Source organism: Nostoc sp. S13 (genome assembly GCF_029379315.1).
GTDB lineage: Bacteria > Cyanobacteriota > Cyanobacteriia > Cyanobacteriales > Nostocaceae > Nostoc.
The window spans coordinates 12,687-36,060 of the sequence record NZ_JAQYWQ010000008.1; the positions used below are offsets into that span (position 1 = coordinate 12,687).

The window sequence follows — 23,374 nt, forward strand, 5'->3', positions numbered from 1 at the left end:
TAAGGGGGAGTACGGTATTTTGGGTTACAACAAATATAGTAGGAAAGGGTAAACCACCTTTGTCAAGTCTTTTATTTATCAGAGACAATAAAAATAAAACGATGAATCAGGTAGACTACCTCCGCATTAGCTTAATTGATCGCTGCAATTTTCGTTGTCAGTACTGTATGCCAGAGGGAGTAGAACTGGACTATATTCTCAAGCAACAGCTGTTGACTGATCAGGAACTACTCACCTTAATTCAAGAGGTATTTATTCCAGTAGGGTTTAATCGGTTTCGCTTGACTGGGGGTGAACCCTTATTGCGTCCCCGTGTGGTGGATTTGGTAGGTGCGATCGCAACTCTCCCCCAAACTCAAGATATCTCAATGACCACCAACGGTTTTTTGCTGGCTCCGATGGCGCAAAACCTCTACAATGCTGGTCTGCGACGAATTAATATTAGTCTGGACTCTCTTGATTCCGACATTTTTGACCAAATTATCGGTAATCAGGGTCGTTCTCGTTGGCAACAAGTTTGGCAAGGGATTCAAGCTGCTCATCATGTCGGATTCAACCCACTGAAGCTGAATGTGGTGGTGATTCCTGGTGTCAACGACCACGAAGTTCTCGATTTAGCTGCCCTGACAATTGACAAACAGTGGCATGTTCGATTTATTGAATTTATGCCTATTGGTAATGTGCATTTGTTTGGCGATCGCGGTTGGGTATCTTCAGCCGAGTTACGAAAACGTATTTGCGATCGCTGGGGCTTGACAGAATCTCAAGTTCGTGGTGCTGGCCCGGCTGATGTCTTTCAAATTCCCGGTGCGAAGGGGACACTGGGATTTATTAGTCAGATGTCAGAATGTTTTTGCGATCGTTGTAATCGGATGCGCCTTAGTGCCGATGGCTGGCTGCGTCCTTGTTTATTGAATGAAACTGGTCAAATAGATTTAAAAACTGCTTTGCGTTCTGGTACTAGCACGACTCAATTACAAGAGCAAGTCAGGCATTTATTAGGAATCAAGCCAGAAATTAACTTTAAAGGGCGCGATTCGGGAATTTTAGGTACATATACTCGCACGATGTCGCAAATTGGCGGTTAGTCATTAGTTATTGGTCATTTGTCCTTTGCAAATGACTACGAGAGAAGTCTGAGCGGAGGCTTCCTCCGATCAGACTTCTCCTAAGGGAGACGCTGCGCGAACGGAGACAAATGACTAAGGACAAATGACTATTATGCTTGTCGTGAGTAGTATTCCACCACAAGTAGTTCATTAACTTGTAGTGCCACCCATTCCCGCTCAATAACGCTGTTAACTTTACCAACCAACTTAGTTTTGTCAAACTCCAAATGACTGGGAAGGTTAGCCAAACCGGGATATTGTAAGTTAGTTTCCACGATTTTCCGTGATTGTACCCGATCCCTGACCGCAATCACTTCACCAGGACGGCATTGGTAACTGGCAATATTCACCACACGACCATTAACAGTGATGTGACTGTGATTAACCAGTTGACGAGCTGCTGGAATAGTCGGGGCAATACCCAAGCGGAAAACGGTATTATCCAAGCGCATTTCTAGGAATTGCAGCAACACTTGTCCGGTAGAACCAGTAACACGTCTGGCTTTCCGCACATAGCGCAGCAATTGCTTTTCAGTCAAACCGTAGTTGAAGCGGAGCTTTTGTTTTTCCTCTAGACGGATAGCATACTCAGAGCGCTTCTTGCGGTTCTGACCATGCATCCCAGGCGGGTAAGCGCGTCTGGCGCTTTTGCGAGTCAATCCTGGTAAATCGCCTAAGCGGCGGACAATTCTGAGGCGTGGCCCTCTATATCGGGACATGAGTTTCCTTAATCTAATCCTGTTTAAACTTTACCCAAACATTCTATTTTGACATTCCCCTAATGACAAATCAGGGGATTCTTGATTTTTTGAGGCTGCTTGCCTTGGTATGACGTATCATACCAACGTAGAGGCATCCTCTTTACGCCAGTTGCTTTAAGTCGGTAGAGCCGACCCCTGGCTTCCAAGCCTGAATTCCGACGTGCCCCGTCGTACTCTTGCCAATAAGTTTTTTGTGTTTATTTAGTTTTCTAGGCTACTCAATCATCAGATTGGTTTACGCAGCATTCTTACTCTGAAATACTTTTTACGTTGCCTACTTATCTTTCAAACAGTTATATTAGCACAATTTTCGACATAATTAATTATGTCTAGACTTTACTCCTGCCGAAATTCTTTGATTGCAGAGGATTTTTAAAATAATATTTGAGTTAGCATAGCCTTGGGTGTTTGGAGAATGGCAATATCAATGAGCAAAAAAGTGGTTAGCAGAGCTAAGAACAAACAAGGCAGTTCCACCTCCAGGATTTTAATAGTACCAGTTTTGGCTATAGCTGGATGGTTGACAACGATCTTCCCTAATGTGGCTGTTGCTGCCTCCTACAGCAATGATTATAGTGTCTGTGCGGGTCGCCTTCTGAGCGTAGGTGTCACAGCAGAAGCAGCATCACAAGGTTGTGCAAAGGCACTGCATCCAAGAGATTTGGCTGCTTGCGTCACTAAAATTGAGAAGCAGACCCAAATTGCCGCGACAGATGCGCTTTCTTCTTGTGGGAAAGCTAGGCGTCCTGAGGAGTTATCTACCTGTGTAGTCGGTGTCAGTTCAAGTACTCAGGAGGCAGTTAATCCAGCAGCTTTAGATTACTGTGGTCGCAGTTTGCTACCCGTGCGCTTTGGTCAGTGTGTGGTGGGATTACGTAGTAGTAAAGTTGACCTTCAAGCTACTCAGATATTGGAAACTTGTATCGATGCTGGTGACAGCGTTATCGGGGCTTCATCTTCCTCTACACCGCAGAATATAATTCCTGCGGGATCAAGTCCAAGTCCCGAGATTACCCCAATTCCAACGCCGCAACCGCTTATTCCGGCGCAGCCGGTTGTTCCAACACAACCAATTGTTCCAACGCAACCTGGCACTAATTAAATTACGAGTCGTGATGCGTAAAGCCCTCGTCATTCATGCGGGGGAGTGCGTCAAAGTGCTTTGTAATTGGCTGAAAATACAGGTTAATTTTTTGTAGGGTGGGCATTACGATGCCTACCCTACTATGATTGGAACGACAATATTTATATAAAACCCGCCATAATTGTCCTCTGCTGGCAAATTATCCAAACTAAATACTTAACAAGACAAAAGTCACAAAATTGCTTGTGACTTTTGTACTACTAGTACAGTATTAAAATGTAAATACACCAACCACGCCCTTACTCTTAAGCAAGGGACAAAATCAGTAAAAGCTTACTTTATCAGCTTTTTGAATTTTGAATTTATGCTAATGGCGCTAGTCTTCTCTTTGGCCAAAAGCCGTCTGTAAAATCACTGCAATACCACCGTCTTGGTGATATTTATCTGCCCAGGCACGGATAACTTCATCCAATTCTTCCATAGCCTGCTCCATTTTTTCTGGGAGGATATCAAGTTCTTCCAGTAAGCGCATGGCATTTCGTCGCCGTTCTGCCCAATTTTTCATCATCCGAAAATACCGAGCGGTATCTTCTACCATGATGTAAGTGCGTTCTTGATCGTCTGCTGGGGCATAAAAAGGACGAGTAAGAGCGTAGAAGGGCATTCCCCAAGGAGAATCAACGCGTGTTACTGTGCCTGAGTAGAGTAGACGGCGCTTGATATGCTCACCCAAAGCTTCACTCAAAGGCATTTGGTGTTCGGGTGGCAACTCTTCTTGCGATCGCTTGTGCAAAAACTCAATCAAATCCAGAAACTCAAAAGAGCTAACTAACTGAGCGTCAGGTAGATTGGTTGGCAATTTCTGCTCAATTTGTCTTTTTTCTTCACTAGTCAGATTGCTACCAGGAACGCGCGATCGCCCCGGTTGCCAAGGATACTTTTCTAACCAAACATAAGGCAATTGAATCAGATAGCGCGGTTCCTGAGAACCCAGCATTTTTAACAGTTTGCCTTCTGTTAGCGCCTGTCTGACTTCTTCTACAATAATTTTTACGCGTTTCGGTTCCAGGTGGTGCAAATGCCCTGTCATCCGCAGGTTTTGTCCCTGCTCCAAATAAGTCATGTAAATTGCACACTTTGCTGCTGTTGCGGCTGCGTCTAAAAATGCCCCATGCCTGTGCCCACTCGTCCGCATGGCACTAAAAGCCAGATAAAGCATGATCTGATCCATCGCACTGGGGTCAAGACGTTTGATCAGATCTATGTCGTTACTCATATTACAGACAATTGAATAGCACGTTTACAGAGTTTTCTAATCGAGTGAGAATTGGTAATATACACCTGAAGGCAATGTATTTACTTCAAACTATATTAGTATGCGATAACTATGAGATCGACGGTAGCGCAAACTACCATTTTCGCATCTTTTCTGGTACATGAGCAGATTTAGTATTGTTACTATAACTGTCCCTACATCTAACCAGAAAATTACAGACATCACCAATTCTAGTTTGAAAGCGGTTTATGTCTCAAAAGTCAAGTATGTTGCAATTAATCTACAAAGTCTCTCAGTTCTTTGAGGTTTTTCTGATCTTTCAAGAGCAATAACGCCAAGCTGCTTACACCTAATTGTGGCATGATACCGACTCGGAGTAATAACAAGTTTGCGCGGTTTATCTAGAATATCTGTTACTCGGAAAAGATCGGTTTTTTCAGCTTTGGCAAATTATTTGTAGCACACAGGTGACTAGAAATAATTGGAAGTGGTCTAAAAAGAAATCGCTTACCAGGTGTAGTCACATTTAGAGGTTGTCTTTGTGAACTATCATCCGTTCAGAACTTCCAGTGATGTCTCGGCAGTTTCAGCCGTTGGCTTAAGGAAAGATAATAGACATCAAGCAGAGCAAATAATTCCAATTTCAAAATCCCTATTTTATTCAATTATTAGTTTTTATCATATCATTGTTTTTCGGATTTGGAATAAATTTATCTATGTTTAATTTTATCAATAATGTATCTTTAAATAATTTACATTTTGCTTAAATCAAGGTTTGATGATATTTGGATGCTTCCTTCTAAATCAAGTCTTATTTATTTTTTATGTTGATGATTTGACACAGAAAACTGCGATGAATTCAGAGTGAATTGCATAGCCATCAGGCTTTGTTGATCATGCTAATAACTGAAAAATGAGTTACTAACCATAAAGATAATAAAACATATTGGATTCCATCTGATGATTATTTAGAGATTATTCCTCAATAAATTTATATTTTTTTGATGAAATAATTTTGAAAGTCCCTGATTTCACTAATTTATTAGCTACTTCCAAGTATGTTTTTACCTCGCTGTTAGCGACAATAGTCTCCCACGCTGAAAAAAGCGGTTACTCTAAAGATTGTTCATCTCCTAGTTCCAAAATGTGCTGCAATGGTCTTAATTCCTTGCCAATTTTGTCTTTTAGCAAGTACTCATGCTCAACTGCTTGAGTCAGTAGTACTCATACTGCCAGGGCTATTTCATTCTTCGCATAACCCATCCGGAAATTTATTTCCTTTTCTTATAGTCCAAGTGCGTTAAAACGGACTCAAAAGCTTATTGATAGTCGATTAAAACCGACTTTAGCCATAAGATGGGGAATTTATTCCCTGGCGACTAGGGGAGAATGAAATAAACCTGATCATACTGCTTATATATACGTGTTTTCCCTACCTATATCAGGCTAAATTCCTAAAAATATATTACAAGTTAAGTAATTTTGATTACTCTCCGCTAATGTATTAGGTGTTATCTACACCTATACAGCAGTTCTAAATCATTCGTAAAAACTTAGATCCCCGGCTTCTTGGAGAAGTCAGGGATCTTGTATCTCACTGATAATTTAGAGAAGTTAGAAGTAGGCGTATTCGCGTCACGATTCATGCTGAGAGTGGTGGGAGGTAAAGTAGCTCCCACCACATCTAAACTGATTGAACTCGCCATTTAATTCGTGGGATTAGAAGGTTTAACCTGATTTCGTATTGTTTCCAAGCTGAAAGCAGCGGCACCAAAGGTTACTAACAATACTCCCAGAATTTGCACAAGATCCAAATTTTCTTGAATGATTAGCCCAGCGAAAATCACGGTTAAAACTGGAATGCTACCACCGATGATCGCCGATCGTGAGGCACCTAGTTTACTAATACCAACATTGTTGAGCAAATAGCCCGCCAGAGTCAGCACACCCAAAATAAATGCGCTTAAAACTAGTTCCAGTATCTTAGAAGGGTCAACTACCAAGTTCCAACTGCTTGGTAAAGGTAGCATCAAGCAGATAAAGCTCAACACCAACATGGTAGCGAAGTTTATTAAAGTAAAAGTCACCGGATGCAGTTTGCTAGCACAAACCCGTGTCAGAATTATGTAGGCTGCAAAAGCCACACCCGAAAGAATGGCGGCGCTGCTTCCCATTGAAGTATTACCCATACCTATGCTGGGAGAACCCCCTAAAACTAACAATTCACCGCAGCAAATCGCGGCGATCGCACTGATGCGGAATATGGTCGGGCGATCGCGAAACAGAAACCACGACAATAGACCACTAACCATTGGATAGACAAAGAACAGTGCGATCGCCATTCCAGTCGTGACTTGAGCGATCGCAATGTATATCAGCACCTGAGACAAAAACAAAAAGCCCCCACTCACAATCGACAACAGCAAAATCTGCTTGTTAGCTGCATTAGCACCTGTGGGCTTTCCTCGGACTGAAGCGCCCAAGTTTTCCAGGTCTTGCCACAATTGAGGATGCAGTATTGGAGATAACAGTAACATCAATGGAACTACTACCATAAACCGTAGGGTCAAAATTAACAGAGTATTGCCCAAAGTCGGCGGTAGCAAGCGCTCTACCTCTAATACTCCAAAAATCTGGGAACCTTCATGGAAAATCACCTTGATGGCTACGTTATAAAGCGACGATACCACTGCCGATAAGACAATCAACAAGAAGCCAATTTGGAGCGGCGATAAGCCAGAGGAATTAGGCGATCGTGATTGTGGGGGTTTTGCTTCCGGCTGCGGCTCTAGGGCAGTGGTCGATGAGGATTTAGCTTTGCTCTGTGATCCGTTCCTGCGGAGGACAGAAATTGGTTCAGCAGCGTTTCTCCTTCGTGAAGGTGGCATTGCTCCAGGCTGGGGTACAGATGCAGTCGGAGGCTCTGATGTCGTTTTGTTTTCCGGCAAGTCCTGATTGAGGACAGAAATCGGTTCGGTGGCATTGTCTTTTGGCGGCGGAACTACAGCCACCGGAGGCTCTGATGTCGTTTCCCTTTGGGATAAGTCCTTGCTGGGTAAAGAAATTGGGTTCGCGGCGTTTTCTCTAACAATGGTTGGCTCTGATGTCGTTTCCCTTTGGAACAAGTCCTTGCTGGGGACAGAAATTGGGTTCGCGGTGTTTTCTCTAACAATGGTTGGCTCTGATGTTGTTTCCCTTTGGGACAAGTCCTTGCTGGGTAAAGAAATTGGGTTCGCGGCGTTTTCCCTAACAATGGTTGCCTCTGATGTCGTTTCCCTTTGTGAAAATTTATTCGGGATCAGGGAAATTGGCTCAGGGGAATTTCTGGCTACTTCGCCAGACTGTGGCGGGGATGTCTCAAAAGAAGTGTTTTTCTCTGGCTCCCTAAACTGCAAAACAGTAGGTTTACCTGCTGTTTCTGGTTTACGCAAAGTTTCTTCTATAGTTTTTTCTAGTTCTCCATGCAGGCGATTAACAAACTCCGCCAAAATCGTTTCCCCTTGCTGCTGCTGGCTGTACATCCGTGACAACTGTTGGGAAAGATTACTTTGATAATTCTTCAGCTCCTGTTGCAGGGAGTTAAAAGTAACAGTAACGGTGTCATCCAGGCTGTCAAACATGTGTTCGACTTTTTCATTGATTTCACCTACTACATTGCTGCTCACTTCAGCGGACTTCAGCGCAGCTTGTTCGTAAGACTTGCCCTCGCTGCTTTGGTTAGCTAAAGTTGCTAGAGAGGATTGCAGTTGTGAAGATATATGCTTTGCCAGAACTTCTGCCAGTTGACGAATCAACACTTGCTGCTCAGTGATTTGGCGCACTTGCTGTAAATGCTCTTTTTCCTCTACCAAGCTTTGAATTTCATCAGATAACCGATTTTTTTCGGACTGAAGCCGCTTTACGTCTTCCTGCAACGCTCTGAGGACATTCTGCTGAAGATTTTCTAAGTCTTCAACTACAGCCCAAAGAGCATTTTCTGCTGCTCTGGATAGCTCGCCTCTGACTCGCGGGTTTTCTGGTTGCTTCTCGAATCGCCCCATTAGCTTCTAACCTCTAATACCTTGACGATAAAGCTGCTTCCCGTACGCTTGCTTGGCGTTCATAGTAATTTCCTGTATTTTGTCAGATAAATTAAAAATTTTAACAGCACTTCCGCATTTCAACGTAATTCTGTCATACTAGACACAGGTTGGCAAAGCATCAAATTTGCTCCACTCCTTACTACACGGTTTTCTCTTCAGCATTAACAAATATTTGACCATTCGATTTTGGACTTCGACTTCTCTCGGAGACGCTCTACGAACGCTTAGTCGAACGATTTTGGAATTATCGCCACGACTGGAAGTCGCTTGAACTGAGACTTTTTTGTTTTTGGTCAGTTTTAATTTCCATCAATTATTTGCCAATGAGATTTTTACTTTTAAATAAATCTCACTCCAAATAACTATTTATTGTTTTGCTACCAATAGTAATTGTCAAAGACTTGCAGATGGGTGCGCGTAGGCGCAAACTGACTTCTTGCCAGACATCGCCACAAAATTGTCTGACTTGCGAAACTAGCTGGAAATTCGTGTGGAATGTAACTTGTGTGACAGTTTACATCTCTAAATAGAGATTAAAGTATCTTTCTGTGGAAATTCCAAGTTACGCTATCCCCTGTACAACATTCTAAATGAATGAGTAGCAATTCTGCAAAAACACGCTTTTTTGCAGAATTGCAGTCTAGGTTTTACTTTGAGTAAATGCAGTAGAGAAAAAAGTTAGGAAAATATTAATAATTCTTAGAAGAATAAAATCCGGGCGATGCTAAAGATGGCAGCGCTAAGGATAGCACTCACGGGGATTGTAATTAGCCATGCGGCGGCAATGCCTTTTAGTGTTTGGAACTTAATCGACTTGATATTTTGCACTAGTCCAATACCCACTACACCACCGACGAGAGCGTGGGAGGTGGAGACTGGTAAACCTAGCCGAGAGGCGATGAGGATGGTAGTAGCAGTAGCCAGTTCGGCACAAAATCCACTACTAGGTTGCAAGGAAATAATGTTTTCGCCAATAGTGGCGATGACTTTTTTACCCCAGACAGCTAAACCACCAACAATACCAGCACCACCAAGGATTAAAATCCAAATGGGGATAGTGATACCATCTATAGGTACGCTACCAGTGCGATTGATGTAAACGATCGCAGCTAAAGGAGCGATCGCATTTCCCACATCATTAGAACCATGAGCAAAGGCTACAAAGCAAGCACTCAGCAGTTGGAATCGACCGAATAATCTTTCTACGGGATTGGGCATGGGGCATGGGGCATGGGGCATGGGGGATTGGGTAGACTCTTCTGTTTGCCCGGTTGTCCCCTTGTCTCCCAATTGTCGCCAACTAATGATTGTGAGTCCAACTGCTGCTACTGCACCGGTTAACAGTGGAATGTCGTAAGCAGGGATTGTAAAACCAAGCTCAATTACAAAATTGGTTAGCGGTTCAGTCAGCGATGGTAATACAATGACTCCGAATACACCTAGCAGTAGAGTACTCAACCAGGGAATCCATTCTTGTAACTGCACTACTTGATTGGGTTGATCCAAAATCCAGTGCTTGATTTGACTGTAGAATAAAGCAGCGATCGCACCACTAATTAATGGCGTTAAAATCCAGCCAATGGTGATTAAGCCAATTGATGACCAATCAATTGCATCTACTCCCAAAGCTACCCAACTAAATCCAGCGATCGCACCAACAACCGCATGAGAAGAGGATACAGGTAAACCGCGTGATGTGGCAATTTGCAACCACACACCACACGATATTAGTACCGTTACCATCCCAACAACGAATATTTGGGGTGTAGCGGCGAATAAGGCGGGATTAGCAATTTTCGTCGCTAGGGTTTCCGTTACCTGATGTCCAAATAATACAGCACCCGTAAACTCTAATACCCCAGCAATAATAAGTGCCTGTTTGAGGGTGACAGCTTTGGAACCTACAGAGGTTCCCATTGCGTTAGCAACATCGTTTGCTCCGAGATTCCAGGCGACGTAGAAAGCTAGTAGAGCGACTGCAACTTGAGTAATAAGCATTTTTTTAGGCTGATGGGGAAGCAGGGAAAGAAGGGGGAGAAAAATTGCTTCCTCATGCCCCTCATCTCTTTTTACGGATAAATTAAGATTTTATAAGTATCCGGTGTGGGTGCGATCGCAACTTCCACAGCTGCTGATAAATCTTTTAATGAATAGCGATCGCTAATTAACGCTTTTACATCAATCTGCTGATTAAATACAATATCAGTTGATAGATTCTGAAGCCGATAAGATGAGCTATAACTGCCGATCAAATCAATTTCCCGACGGTAGAGGATGTTAGGGTTGATGGGAATTTCTACCTCATCAGGGAATTCCGCGAAAAACAAGATTTTGCCACCTTTGCGGGTACAATCAAGTGCTTGAAAGAAGGCTTTCTCACTAGGAACAGCCAGCAAAGTAACATCAACGCCTAATCCACCAGTCAGAGTATGAATTTTGGCGGCTAAATCGGGATCACGAGCATCAAAAGCCGCCTCTGCACCCACACTCAAAGCTTTTTCAATTCTAGAGGGTAGTAAATCGGTAGCGATCGCTTTTGCTCCGAAATACTTCACCAACATGATAAACATTAACCCAATTGGCCCAGCACCAGTAACTAACACAGTTTGTCCTGGGGCAATTTGAGCTTTTTTTACCGCTTTCAAACAGCAGTTAGTCGGTTCTACAAAACTCGCTTCTTCAAAACTGATGTTATCAGGGATGGGAATTAGCCCACCATTTTCCACAATATGACCCGGAACTTTGACATAATCAGCAAAACCGCCGCCACTGGCGTTAAAGCCTGCGGTAGTGGAGATGTTTTTGTAGACATCGCACATGGAGAAATTATCATTTAGGCAGTAGGCGCAACGCATACAGGGGATGTGGTGCATTACCGCTACCCGTTGTCCAACTTGCCAACCTTTGACATTATTACCTACGGCTGCGATCGTGCCGGCAGTTTCATGTCCAAAAATGCGCGGCGGTTCATACAGTGGATAACGAATTTTTTTAATATCTGACTGACACAACCCCACAACCCGCACCTGTACCAGCACTTCATCTGGTTCTAGGGTTGGAACTGGGATATCTTCGTAAGACAGTTGATTGACGCCTCTAAATACTTGTGCTTTCACGTTAGTTTTTCACCGCTCAACGATACTAGATGTAACATTAGCAGTCAACGTTAGGCTATCAGATTTGAGATTTCTGTGTTTTAGTTTGTCCTAGTTCTTGTTCTAAGCTTTGTTCAAATATTTGGAATGCCTTAATGTCCTGTGATAAAAGACTTCCCTGAATTTTCCCATTCTCAACTCGCAGGATTTCCCCTCGGTTGTCTTTAGCCGTAATTGTTAAAATTCCCGCTTTTTGCCAAAGTCGATACTGTTCACCCTCAAGGTATCGACCACCCTTTGGTGCTATTCTTGCAAACTTACTCTTCAAGGTTGTTTTGGCAATTTGCACGATTACATTAGAATATTCATGGAAGCGAATGCTACCAGCAAATTTTGTAACATTATTCTTTTTTTCTAACTTATCCAGCAATTCAACAACGGTCAGCGGAGGATTCTTGAGATCCCCTGATTGCTGCCGAATTACTTCAATCATTTTTCCTGGAAATTGCTCATTAAGATAAACCAAAAAATCATCTGGATGCCAAGCCTCAATATCCCAAGGCTTTAAAGCCTCTGCTGGAAAGTCATCTAGGTCAGCAGTAACAATTACCTCTGCCTTGGCAACTACAGCAGCGGCGACAACATGGTGATCGCCTGGATGATTTGTCATTGATGCAACTAGCTGTTCTGGTACTTCCACTATTGCTTCAGGAAAATGCATCTTGAGCATTTCTTGAAAGCGTGCTGCCTTGGCATCTGTCATCTTTCCGTTCTTTACAAGGTTGCGAGTAGCACCTTCTAGAATTTCTTGTGAAAAATGAATTTGGTAAAGTTCTGCCTCAGCAGCACGGAATAAAGTATCACACAGAGGCATGGGGTAGATAACGCAGGAGTCCAGAACAACAGAGAAAGAAAGCATCTTATTAGTCTAATTTGCTACTCTCCTCATCATAGAACCCCTCATCTTGCAGAAATTGAGTCAATTCCTTCAAACCTTCTCGGCGCTTGGTGTCCCGCTGTTGTTTATATTTCATTAAATCATCAAAACGAACCCGGCGATGTGAACCCACCTTGATATAATCAATGTCGCCTTGTTTTAATAACTTGATCAAGTAAGGACGTGATACATTAAGGAGTTCAGCCGCTTGTTGTGTCGTCAGTTCCTGTTGTTGAGGAATTATAGATATAGCTTTACCTGATGCCATTGCATGGACAACTTGAAGCAACATCTGATAAATCGGCTCAGGAATGTTAATTTTTTCTCCGTTAGCTCCTACCAGTTTCGCCTGAAAATCTTTAACGCTCAGTATGCGATCCAGTTCTTTGATAGATTGAGCTTCTAACTGTGGAGATATTACAGAATCTAAAGACATGTTCTGTCTTAACATCATATTAGTCTCCTACTATGTTGCAGGCTTTGTCATTAGCAATGCAATTTACACTGACAATTTTATTCACTATCTTAATCATACACACTACATAAACGAAATATCCGAAAAAAAAATAAATTATCTTGTCTGAGTCCAAGCTATCTGGAGAAAATATGTCGAAAACTCAAGAGGTTAAGCAATGGTTGATCATACATATACATCTGATGTCTTAGCTGTCGGTGGAGGAACCGGAGGAACTGCGGCTGCTATCCAAGCGGCACAACGGGGAGCCAAAACTATTCTGGTGAGATAGTGTAGTAATGTGTCAAGTTTAATTTGATCGGTTCGTAGTTGGCGCTGTCTTCACTAAAGCGCAAACTACGAACAATCCGCACCCCTCAATTATTTATTGACAGACTACTAGGGTGTGTTACGGCTTTCGGAACGCTGTTAACGCTGTATTATTTTTGAATATTTTCTCAGATTTTCTCCAAGACGCCAGCAATGACTATTCGCCATGCGACTGAAACTGACTTGCCTGCAATTGTGGTAATTTATAATGCTGCAATTCCTAGCTGCATGGCAACTGCTGATTTAGAGCCAGTATCTGTGGAAAGTCGCCTTTCTTGGTTTAAGGAGCGATCGCCTTCACAACGCCCAATTTGGGTAATCGAAGTAGAGGGAGTAATTGCTGGATGGCTGAGTTTTCAATCCTTTTATGGGCGGCCCGCCTATAGTACGACTGCCGAAATTAGTATTTACATAGCCCCTAGCTTTCATCGGTGTGGTTTGGGACGACAATTATTAGCACAAGCAATTAGCGAAAGTCCTAGTTTGGGTTTAAAGACCCTAGTTTGCTTCATTTTTGGCCACAATCAACCCAGTTTAAAACTTTTTGAAACATTTGGTTTTCAACATTGGGGACATTTACCTAAAGTTGCCGAAATTGACAGCGTTGAACGGGACTTAGTAATCATGGGACTCCGAATTAATAAACCTGTTGTTTAAGCTGCTCTACTTAGTCAGAATACAAACCTAAAAAGGGACAGAGCAACTAAATTTAATTTATGGGGTATTCTGAATTCTGAATTCTGACCGAAAACGAAAAGGGTACAAGCCCCTAAATTGATTTATGGGGATTATTAATTTTTAATTTTTAATTTTTAATTCCCCGAAGGGGTTGACTCCTGAATTCTTCTTAACAATGCTGCAACTGTGTTAACAACACAACAATTTCATCAATTGCCTGCCGTACAACTGTTGTCGGTTGTTCCGATTGATTCACGATAATACTAAAAACCAACGGCTCATATTTAGGCGCATTCAGATATCCAGATAGAGAAACTACACCTGTTAATGTACCTGTTTTTGCTTGGACAATGCCCTCAGCAGATGTATTTTGAAAGCGGCCTTTCAAGGTTCCACTTTTACCCGCTACAGGTAAAGATGCGCGATATATATATGCTGTTGGTGTTCTTGCTATTCCTCGCAAAGTTTGTACAAAAGCTTCTGGTGTCACTAAGTCACGACGTGATAAACCCGAACCATCCACTAAAACATAATTGGCTGGATTAACTCCCAATTGAGTTAAACTCGCTTTCACAACTTCCAAACCTACATCAGCGCTAGTTTGATTTTTGACTCTGAGTTTTTTCACAGCTAATGCTCTCAAGATTGCTTCAGCATAAAGATTATTACTATTCTGAAGAGTTTCCATTAATAATTCAGATAAAGGTGGCGACTCTACAAATGCTATTTCCTTTTGATTAAGACCACCACTTACTACTAATGTTTGCCCCAAGGTAATTTTTTGTGTTGCCAAAGCACTACGGAAGCGCCGTAAGAAGTAATAATTAGGGTCAACTACAGGTAAATCTATTAAAGACGGTTCAGAATTTGTTGTCAGTTGTCCTTGAATTCGTAATACTGTTCCTGATAATTCGTGGGTAACGTTGACGTAGATTGGTTGATTTTGGGCAACGGTTACTGACTGATTAATTATCCGCCATTGTTTCGCCTCGCCAGCATCAATCCATAGCACTTGTAAAGATTTACCTACAGCCTGCGGTACAAGTTTTAAGCTAAAAATATTTTGATTCAGAATAAAGCTGCTGACTGGTGCGCCATAGTCTGACTGCACATCTTCCCATTGCCAGGTGGGGTTAACAATATCCCCTTGAATATAACTATCATCAGCTATCAATCGCTGAATTTGAGTAATACCTTTCTGTTTTAATTGCTGTGCTAATATTTGCAGTTGAGTATCACTTAAACTGGGATCTCCCCTACCCACAACACGTAAAACACCATTGCCATTCTGATAAATTGAGGTGCGAATCCGAAAATTAGCACCCAACTGCTGCAATGCAGCTGCTGTTGTCAGCAACTTCAGGTTAGACGCGGGAGTAAAATATTTCTGAGCATCCCGACTGTAAAGAGTTTGCCCGGTTGACAGGGGTTGCACCAAAATTCCCCAGCGCCCCCGACTGAATAAGGGACGATTGATTACAGCATCTATAGCTGTTCCCAGTTGGGTAGAGCAAATTGATTTTGTGGTAGTTGTTGGTGCAACTGGGGTTTGTGCTTTAGCTGCTGGCTGGGTAAGACCAATTTGAGTACCCAGAAACAGCAGCATCAAGCTAAAAGAAATTTTTTTGGTCATCACATAGTTATTAAAACTACTTGATAATACCTTGGTGTGGCATTTTTTTAACGTCAGTTCGACAGGAGGAAATTAACGCTTTGCTTTTCCTTTTCCTTTTTCTTCTTCCTCTTCTTCTTCCTCTTCCTCCTCTTCTTCGTCGTCTTCCTCGTCTGCCCCGAATACTTCGTCTATAAGTTCTTGTGCTCGCTTATCTGAAATTTTCAAGGCTTCCTGAAGCTCAGAGATATAATCCTGTTCTGCTTCCGGTACTTCCTCATCAATCCCGACCACTAAGATAGCGGTGATGTATGCAGCTTCTCGATAATCTTTATTCGGTAAGGATTCGATCGCCTGCTTGATTAGAACTTCAGCTTCTTCTTCTTCTAGTAAGCTGAGGACTTTCTCGGTCAATTCTTCATAGTCTTCATCAGAGAAATCTTCAAATTGGGAAACGGCACCCAGCATTTCACTCAAACCGTATTGTTCTTCTATGGTTATACCTTCACCATCAGCAGCTGCGGAAAAAATTCCAATAACTGCGATCGCAACTTCTGGTTCTAGAGCAACTGAATTAGCGCTACGGCCTTTGGGCAACTTGCGTTTAGACATAATTATCCTTTAAAGGTTACGTGATATTTCAGGAAGTAATGCGTTGTGATCTATAATGCTTCCTCGATTTATGATTCCCAAAAGAATGGGGAAAAATACATTGAGATAAATATTTATTTTCATGAAAAATACGCAGAGAATATATTATCTGCGTATAAAAAGAGTTAAGTTGCCTTGAGCGATCGAGATTTTTAGTACTTGTATACGCCACCGCAACCTAAAGGGAGAGGTAGGGAAGGCTGTATTGGACTCAATGTACAGTGACTTTTTATTTGTCGCTTTACCAAATTAGTGTCATCGAGGGTGTGGAGCTTGAATTGTGTAGCGTTAAGCTTAGAACCAGCAGAGAGAACTTACAAATTGTATCAATACAAATTGTTACAAGCCTAACGTGGTAAGGCTTAACTTGATGACACGAATTTGTTTCAACGCCATTTAATTTGTCACTGTACAAAATGAGATTTATAGAACTTATGGATGAAGTCGTAGCTAAGTTGATACAAAATAAACAAATCGCTATAGTTGGTGGCGGTCCCGGTGGACTAACCTTAGCACGACTTTTACAACTGAAAGGTGCAAACGTAAAAGTGTATGAACGAGATTTTAATAAACATGCTCGGATGGTAGGCTCGCCGCTTGATATGCATGAAGGGTCGGGAATGGCAGCTTTACGCAAAGCAAATTTATTAAGCGAGTTTAAAAAGAATTTTCGTCCCGGTGCCGATAAAATGGTTATCGTGAATGAACGTGCAGAAATATTTTTTAGCGACCACGAAACCAAACCTGATGAAGATTTTGACAGTGAACATTTTCGTCCTGAAATAGACCGTGGTCCATTACGAAATATGTTGCTGGAATCTTTACAACTGAAAACAGTTGTGTGGGACAGCCATTTTATTTCAATGGAAAAACAAAATGTGGGCTGGTTGTTGCATTTCAAAAGCGGTTCATCTGCTTACGCAGATATTGTCATTGCTGCTGATGGCGCCAATTCTAAAATCCGTCCATACATCACAGACATCAAAGCTTTTTATTCAGGCATTACAATGCTTGAAGGCAATATTTCTGATGCAGAAAAAGCAACGCCTCATATTTATACATTGCTGAATGGCGGAAAAATAATGGCTTTCGGAAATACAAAGAATTTATTGATGGGTCTGAAAGGCAATGGTGACCTAACTTTTTACGCAAGTTTCAAAACAGATGAAAACTGGGCAGCAAATAGTGGCTTAGATTATTATGATAAAACACAAATGCTGGCATGGTTCAAAGAAGAATATTCCGAATGGAGCAGTATCTGGTACGAACTGTTTGAAGATGCAGTCACACCTTTTATTCCGCGACCCATTTATTGTATGCCTTTGAATCAAAACTGGGAAGCCCTGCCCAACTTAACCATGCTCGGCGATGCCGCACATGTAATGCCGCCCTTTGCAGGAGAAGGCGCAAACATGGCTATGCTTGATGCTTTAGAATTGAGCCAGTGTTTGTGCAAGGAAAATTTTAGTGAGATACAAACTGCTATTGCTTCTTACGAAAACCAAATGAGAAAAAGAGCGGCAGAGGCAGCGCAGGAGTCTTTAGAAAATGGAGATCGGATGCACAGCGCAGGCGCGCTCGAAAAAATGCTGGCGTTTTTTGGCGCGAAGTAATTTCTAATCCTGATGTAAAGTGACTTTTTATTTGTCGCTTCACCAAATTAGTGTTATCAAGGGTGTGAAGCTTGAATTGTCTAGCGTTAAGTTTAGAACCAGCAGAGAGAACTTACAAATTGTATCAATACAAATTGTTACAAGCCTAACGTGGTAAGCCTTAACTTGATGACACGAATTTGTCTCAACGCCATTTAATTTGTCACTGTACAAAAATCTCTGGCCAGGCAAGGAAAAATGAAGCTTTTGCGCTTGTAATCGATAAAACCTGCATTATCTTACTTATTCGGGATCACAGCGTCACCAGTCATGAAAGTCGCCGGGAACGGATAAGCCAAAATACAGCCCTCAGAAAATCTGGTTTCTTAGAAGAGGGTTAACGGAGCGCACCTTCTTTGAAGCCTTCAGTTAGTAAATGCTTCGCCAAGCTTTCACCGTCTGTGTTCCAATTTTGCTATCAACAGTTTGACCTTCTTCCAAGACTAGCCTGATGTCTAAGTTCTCATCTGGAGCATTTTTCAAAGCAGTAGCTAACTCTTTACTGACAGCAAACTTATTGTTTGAACCGTCTAATTGAAAAACTTGTTCCCTAACTTTGAGCAAAAGTTTATCTACTTTTTTGGTGGTGACAAACTTTAAATAATCAGGTCTGGGATACACACGACCTGCGACGTAGAAAAAAGATCCTGCCTGATCCGTATTCAATGTCGCCAGTACTCGAATGCTTTGGGGAGTCCACAAGCTGATAACTTGCTTTGAACCCTCACGGTACAAATACCCTCCCAAGGAGTTACGATCAAAGACACCGAGAAATTCTCCTTCAAAAGGGTCAATGATTCTCACGATTTTCGACCAAGGCACATTCATATCGGGGGAAAGTCCTGCTGATTTGACCACTGGCAAATCACTTGATGATTGGGCTTGGGTAGCTACCTGTTGAACGGTAATGGCAGCACACATTTGAGACGAAACTATAGCCAAACTAGCCCCCAAAACAAGAACTGGAATCATCTTTTGTAAGTTGTTCATCAGTCAGGAGTTCAATTTTCAAAAATGATAATTGGATAACTTTTATTAGTCATCCCCCGTAAGACGCTAACCTTTGAGTGCAGTAACTCCTGATCTGCGTTGCATACGAACACTGACTGTACAGCAGTTCTCTGCAACATCAAATTTTTGCAATGCTATCGCCTGACTTGCACGAAGGAAAGCGACCGCACATAGTCAACCAAGTTTGAGAGAGCGCATTTTCACTATCCCTTAGGGACTTCCAGAGAATAAAATACACAGTTAATTCAAATGATAATTCCTTTACCTCGATAATTATCGATACAAGTAATCCCACTGGCTACGGCTGGCTTTGCCTACGCAAGAGGAAAGGGGGGAGAACCGCATAAATCAAATTTATTTGCTCTTAAACCCTTGATTGCTGGCGAATTCCAGCATCTTTCTCCCCTTTTCCCTGCTTCCCTGCCTCTCTAGTCAGAATTATCAAAAAGCGTTACAACTTTGTCCCACACTCAGCGCAAAAGTTGTGGGTGGGAGCATTTTTTGCACTACAGTGGCTACAATACACTGGCTCTGCTGCTACTTTCGGCGGTTGCTTCTGCAAGCCAACCATTTGAGCGTTGCTTTTGCCAGGGATTACCATTGGATAGCAGTTTTCATCTCTGGTGACGTGGACATTCACGATCACGGGGCCGTTGTGTGCCAGCATTTCGGCGATCGCATCTTTCAATTCACTGCGATCGCGGATTACCATACCTTTAATCCCATAGGCTTTTGCTAACAACTCTACGTCTGGCATTCCTACTTCCATGTTCGAGCAGGAATAACGCTCACCATAGAAAGCTTGCTGCCACTGGCGCACCATCCCTTGCCAGCCGTTATTGATAATTAGTGTCTTGACATTTATCCCATACTGTGCAAGTGTACCAAGTTCCTGCAAACACATTTGGAAACTGGCATCACCGCTAATACAGATGACTTCTTCATCAGGAAACGCCACTTTAGCGCCCATTGCCGCAGGTAAACCAAAACCCATCGTTCCCAAACCAGCACTAGAAATCCAGCGTCTTGGGCCATTCTTCAGGAATTGTGCTGCCCACATTTGATGTTGTCCGACATCTGTGGTGTAGAAAGCGTGGGGTGCTTGGCGACTGACTTCTACGATCACTTCTTGGGGTGAAATGCTGTCGGGATGATGCGGCACTATTAGAGGATACTCTTCGCGCCAACGGTTAACTAAATTTAACCACTCTTGGTTTTGATTCGGTGTAGCCTTGACCCCTATTTCTTTGCATCGACGCAACAAGTCTATTAACACGTTCCGCACATCGCCGACGATGGGCACTTCGGGAACACGGTTTTTGCCGACTTCTGCCGGATCGATGTCGATGTGAATTACTTTGGCGCGGGAGGCGAATTCGTCTAACTTGCCTGTAACGCGATCGTCAAATCTAGCACCAACGCAAATCAGCAAGTCACAATCACTAACGGCAAAGTTAGCGTAAGCAGTGCCGTGCATCCCCAACATTCCCAAAGCTAGGGGATGATGTTCGTCAAATGCACCGATCCCCATTAATGTTGTGGTGACAGGGATATCGAATAATTCAGCTAGTTCTTTGACTTCTTCATGGGCACTAGCTGCGATCGCACCACCACCGACATACAATAGCGGACGGCGACTTTCAGTAATCAACTGGATCGCGGCATTAATTTGCCGAGGATTTCCCTTGACTGTGGGACGATAACCGCGTAACTTCACTGAACCTGGTTTCACAGGTACATAGTCAAATTCTTCTAAAGCTACATCTTTGGGGACATCAATCAAAACTGGCCCCGGACGCCCAGTGCTAGCGATGTGGAAGGCTTCGGCGACAATTCGCGCCATATCTTTGGGGTCACGCACTACATAGGAGTGCTTGACGATTGGTAGGGTAATCCCGTAAATATCGGTTTCCTGAAACGCATCAGTACCAATCGACGGACGTGCTACCTGTCCTGTAACCACAATCATCGGGATCGAATCCATGTAAGCTGTGGCGATACCTGTCACCAAGTTAGTTGCTCCTGGGCCAGAAGTGCCAAAGCATACTCCTACTTTCCCTGTGGCACGGGCGTACCCATCAGCTGCGTGGGCTGCACCTTGCTCGTGTCTCACGAGAATGTGCTTCATAGCACCAGTTGCTTGCACCTTATACAGGTCGTCGTAAATTGGGAGAATTGCTCCACCAGGATAACCAAAAATATAATCAACGCCGTGGCGATGAAGACTGTCAAGGAGAGCAAAACCGCCAGATACACGTTTGGGCACGACTGGCGGGCTAGAAGTACGAGACTGTTTGTGAATCTCGATTTGTGGGAGAGTAAATTGGTTAGGCGATTCTCCTGCGGAGACACTTTGTGAACGCACGGTCAAACCTCAGACTATAGCTAAACTTAATGCCGAATTCTGTAGTTAATATTTCATTTTAATTGAAAAGTTCAATCAAAATCTGATAAATTTTTATATTAAATATAAAGCTAGATTATTAGCCTACATTAATTAAATTATGTCTTGCAAGACTTTGCGGGTATTTTTCCAAGCCCAAACACCCACAACTACGACAACAATACTCATTCCTACAAGCACAAATCGCAAGCCCAGAGCATCAGTTAATGGCCCAGTAATCGCCAGAGGTAACGCCAGAGCGATGTTGACGGCATGATTTTGAAAGCCAAATACTTTACCGTGCATGGTAGGTGGTGTTTGCTGTTGAATTAAAGTTTGCATGGGTACACCAATTAAGGCAGCACCTATACCCAAAAATGCACATAATCCTAGCGCCAGCAACAAGTTGTGCGTAAAAGTGAAGACTCCTAAAACTAGTGCAATCATCAAAAATCCAACTAGAGGTAGGGGCTTGTGATGAAATTTCTCACCCCAGTGACCTAAAATCGCCGCACCAAATACCATACCCACCCCTGCTGCTGCCAAGAAAAAGCCAAACTGTTTTTCTTTAAGACCAAACTCCTCGGCTAATCGAATCGTCAGCACTGTTAAGGCTGCAAACACACAATATAAAGTTGTCAGTTGCAGCATGGCGTTCAAGATCAAAGGGTTTTTCTTGAGATAGCGCAGGCTGTCGGTGAATTCAGCCCAAGGGTTATTTGATGCCCGATTTTCCTTCGGTCGTTTGGGTTCTTTAAACTTAATCGGCTGGATGATCGCAGCCGATAATATGTATAATCCACCAACCACAAGCTCTTGACCGTATTCTTCTCCCATCAAGCTTTTCGCCAAACTCAAAATCGGCTCTCCGATCGCAAAGCCAACAATTAAAGCTCCCATCATCGTACTGGTAAACAGCGCATTGGCTGCCAACAAATTCTCTCGCTTCACCAATAAGGGAATCGCTGCTTGTTCAGCTGGTGCAAAAAACTGCGTCACCGTGGAAATAGCAAAAGTCAGGATTAACAGAATCACGAACTCTCGTGGTAATAAAGGAAGACACAGCGTTAATATGCCCCGCACGACATCTGAGCCGACCATAATCAGCTTTTTTGGCAAGCGGTCAACAAAGATACCACCGGCAGAACCGAACAAAATTGCTGGTATTGTAAACGACAGCATCAAAGTTGAATACATCGAGTTTTGTGCCAACCCAGGAAGCGGTGGGTAGTTTTCCAACAGAGCAATCAGCAAAACGAAGAAAACCTTATCTGCTAACTGGGACAGCAGTTGCCCAATCCACAGGAGCATAAAACCACGGTTTTTTAGCAGTGCGCCAAACCCGTTATTAACGGCAGCAGGTTCAGTTGGAAACATTAGATACTTTCTTTAGGTAGATGGGCATTGGGCATGGGGCATTGGGCATGGGGCATGGGGCATGGGGCAGAGGGAAGAATAACTCCTCACTCCTGTTTACTTACTCCTCACTCCTGTTTACTTACTCCATTGTCCGGATTAATTTGCTTCATAGCGCTTTAACAGCATAAGCAAAAACTCAGCTGCTGTCAGACGACCTTTGGGTGGAGAAATTCCTATGGATGAATCTACCCAGCATCCTTGTACAATTTGGGGGGATTTCCAAATTGACAAATGATCAACTGCTGGCTCTGCATAAAAGTTATTTTGCCCACTACCTAGCAAACAGGAACTCCAATGAGTGAAATAATCATGACTCATCCGATGAATAGGGAAATTACCTTGTAGTGGTACTCCCCATCCATCTATAGCAATAAACGCTTTGACATGACCACCTAAGAGTTGCCACAAACACGCCGCTCCTATTGCCCCAACTACGCCAGCACTATAGCTAATGAATATAATTGGTGATTTTAGCTGATCGACTAAGCGAGCGTGCAAAAACTGCAAGATGTGAAATGCTGATAAAACCAACAAATCTTCACCTGCATAAATAAGTATATTTGCGGCGTTAGGAGCGATCGCGCTATGAGAAACTAAATCTAACAATCCGACTCTAAAGCTTTCAGTTAATTCTGGCTCATGGATTCCAGGGCAAATAATTATACTCATCTGTCTATCGTGTTAGCAGCTTTCACAATTATTAATAACTTAAACTTAGTACAGGGATTTATGAATTGGTAGCGAATTAAATTTGGCAAGACTCTGCGTACCTGGAGCGTTTAAAAACGCTACGATTTCACCGAAAGTGGTACTTAGTAGAACGGTCTATTAGCTGTTCAC

General features: G+C 42.8%; 17 protein-coding genes and 1 pseudogene. 5 read left to right on the top strand and 13 right to left on the bottom strand.

Annotation, left to right across the window (positions count from 1 at the left end; all coding sequences use genetic code 11):
- The first annotated feature begins 101 nt into the window (after positions 1-101).
- Positions 102-1,088, top strand: a complete 987-nt coding sequence (moaA, locus tag PUQ00_RS04425) for a GTP 3',8-cyclase MoaA (RefSeq protein ID WP_300413559.1) — start codon at positions 102-104, stop codon at positions 1,086-1,088.
- 131 nt (positions 1,089-1,219) lie between these two features.
- Here the strand turns inward: moaA and rpsD are convergent, their stop codons facing one another.
- Positions 1,220-1,828 carry a 30S ribosomal protein S4 gene (rpsD, locus tag PUQ00_RS04430; RefSeq protein WP_300413560.1) on the bottom strand — a complete coding sequence of 203 codons (609 nt, stop codon included), beginning with the start codon at positions 1,826-1,828 and terminating at the stop codon, positions 1,220-1,222.
- A gap of 469 nt (positions 1,829-2,297) precedes the next feature.
- Between rpsD and PUQ00_RS04435 the strand changes: the two genes are divergently transcribed.
- Positions 2,298-2,972 carry a hypothetical protein gene (locus PUQ00_RS04435; protein WP_300413561.1) on the top strand — a complete coding sequence of 225 codons (675 nt, stop codon included), beginning with the start codon at positions 2,298-2,300 and terminating at the stop codon, positions 2,970-2,972.
- A gap of 358 nt (positions 2,973-3,330) precedes the next feature.
- On the opposite strand, the gene hetR is transcribed toward PUQ00_RS04435, so the two are convergent.
- The 6 genes from hetR to PUQ00_RS04465 form a co-directional block, all read right to left on the bottom strand.
- Entirely contained in the window at positions 3,331-4,230 is a 900-nt protein-coding gene (gene hetR / locus PUQ00_RS04440) for a heterocyst differentiation master regulator HetR (RefSeq protein WP_300413562.1), read from the bottom strand.
- 1,706 nt (positions 4,231-5,936) lie between these two features.
- On the bottom strand, positions 5,937-8,270 hold the full coding sequence (locus PUQ00_RS04445; RefSeq protein ID WP_300413563.1) for a DMT family transporter: 2,334 nt from the start codon (positions 8,268-8,270) through the stop codon (positions 5,937-5,939).
- Between the two features lie 741 nt (positions 8,271-9,011).
- Entirely contained in the window at positions 9,012-10,310 is a 1,299-nt protein-coding gene (locus PUQ00_RS04450; protein WP_300413564.1) for an inorganic phosphate transporter, read from the bottom strand.
- A 71-nt stretch (positions 10,311-10,381) separates the two neighbouring features.
- Positions 10,382-11,428 carry a zinc-dependent dehydrogenase gene (locus PUQ00_RS04455; RefSeq protein ID WP_300413565.1) on the bottom strand — a complete coding sequence of 349 codons (1,047 nt, stop codon included), beginning with the start codon at positions 11,426-11,428 and terminating at the stop codon, positions 10,382-10,384.
- A gap of 58 nt (positions 11,429-11,486) precedes the next feature.
- Positions 11,487-12,326, bottom strand: coding sequence for a PIN domain-containing protein (locus PUQ00_RS04460; protein ID WP_300413566.1), 840 nt, complete (start codon positions 12,324-12,326; stop codon positions 11,487-11,489).
- Between the two features lie 4 nt (positions 12,327-12,330).
- The gene (locus tag PUQ00_RS04465) at positions 12,331-12,798 is read right to left on the bottom strand and encodes a helix-turn-helix domain-containing protein (RefSeq protein ID WP_334959715.1); all 468 of its coding nucleotides are present in this window, start codon (positions 12,796-12,798) and stop codon (positions 12,331-12,333) included.
- Positions 12,799-12,976: 178 nt separating this feature from the next.
- On the opposite strand from PUQ00_RS04465, the pseudogene PUQ00_RS04470 reads away from it, so the two are divergent.
- Both PUQ00_RS04470 and PUQ00_RS04475 read left to right on the top strand, forming a co-directional pair.
- Positions 12,977-13,084 (top strand): annotated as a pseudogene (locus PUQ00_RS04470) (FAD-dependent oxidoreductase); the annotation flags it as partial.
- Positions 13,085-13,281: 197 nt separating this feature from the next.
- Positions 13,282-13,785 (top strand): GNAT family N-acetyltransferase, encoded by a 504-nt coding sequence (locus tag PUQ00_RS04475; RefSeq protein WP_300413567.1) that lies wholly within the window; start codon positions 13,282-13,284, stop codon positions 13,783-13,785.
- A gap of 190 nt (positions 13,786-13,975) precedes the next feature.
- Here PUQ00_RS04475 and dacB read toward each other — a convergent pair whose 3' ends face one another.
- Together dacB and PUQ00_RS04485 are read right to left on the bottom strand one after the other, a co-directional pair.
- Positions 13,976-15,439, bottom strand: coding sequence for a D-alanyl-D-alanine carboxypeptidase/D-alanyl-D-alanine-endopeptidase (gene dacB, locus PUQ00_RS04480; protein ID WP_300413568.1), 1,464 nt, complete (start codon positions 15,437-15,439; stop codon positions 13,976-13,978).
- A gap of 72 nt (positions 15,440-15,511) precedes the next feature.
- Complete coding sequence (locus tag PUQ00_RS04485) at positions 15,512-16,030, bottom strand: tellurite resistance TerB family protein (RefSeq protein ID WP_300413569.1); 519 nt, start codon at positions 16,028-16,030, stop codon at positions 15,512-15,514.
- A 473-nt stretch (positions 16,031-16,503) separates the two neighbouring features.
- On the opposite strand from PUQ00_RS04485, the gene PUQ00_RS04490 reads away from it, so the two are divergent.
- Complete coding sequence (locus PUQ00_RS04490; RefSeq protein ID WP_300413570.1) at positions 16,504-17,682, top strand: NAD(P)/FAD-dependent oxidoreductase; 1,179 nt, start codon at positions 16,504-16,506, stop codon at positions 17,680-17,682.
- Between the two features lie 408 nt (positions 17,683-18,090).
- Here PUQ00_RS04490 and PUQ00_RS04495 read toward each other — a convergent pair whose 3' ends face one another.
- From PUQ00_RS04495 to PUQ00_RS04510, 4 genes are all read right to left on the bottom strand, one after another.
- Positions 18,091-18,711, bottom strand: a complete 621-nt coding sequence (locus PUQ00_RS04495; RefSeq protein ID WP_300413571.1) for a hypothetical protein — start codon at positions 18,709-18,711, stop codon at positions 18,091-18,093.
- Positions 18,712-19,183: 472 nt separating this feature from the next.
- Positions 19,184-21,097, bottom strand: a complete 1,914-nt coding sequence (gene ilvB / locus PUQ00_RS04500) for a biosynthetic-type acetolactate synthase large subunit (RefSeq protein WP_300413572.1) — start codon at positions 21,095-21,097, stop codon at positions 19,184-19,186.
- A 132-nt stretch (positions 21,098-21,229) separates the two neighbouring features.
- Positions 21,230-22,492, bottom strand: a complete 1,263-nt coding sequence (locus PUQ00_RS04505) for an MFS transporter (RefSeq protein WP_300413573.1) — start codon at positions 22,490-22,492, stop codon at positions 21,230-21,232.
- A 138-nt stretch (positions 22,493-22,630) separates the two neighbouring features.
- Entirely contained in the window at positions 22,631-23,203 is a 573-nt protein-coding gene (locus tag PUQ00_RS04510; protein WP_300413574.1) for a hypothetical protein, read from the bottom strand.
- Positions 23,204-23,374 lie beyond the last annotated feature (171 nt).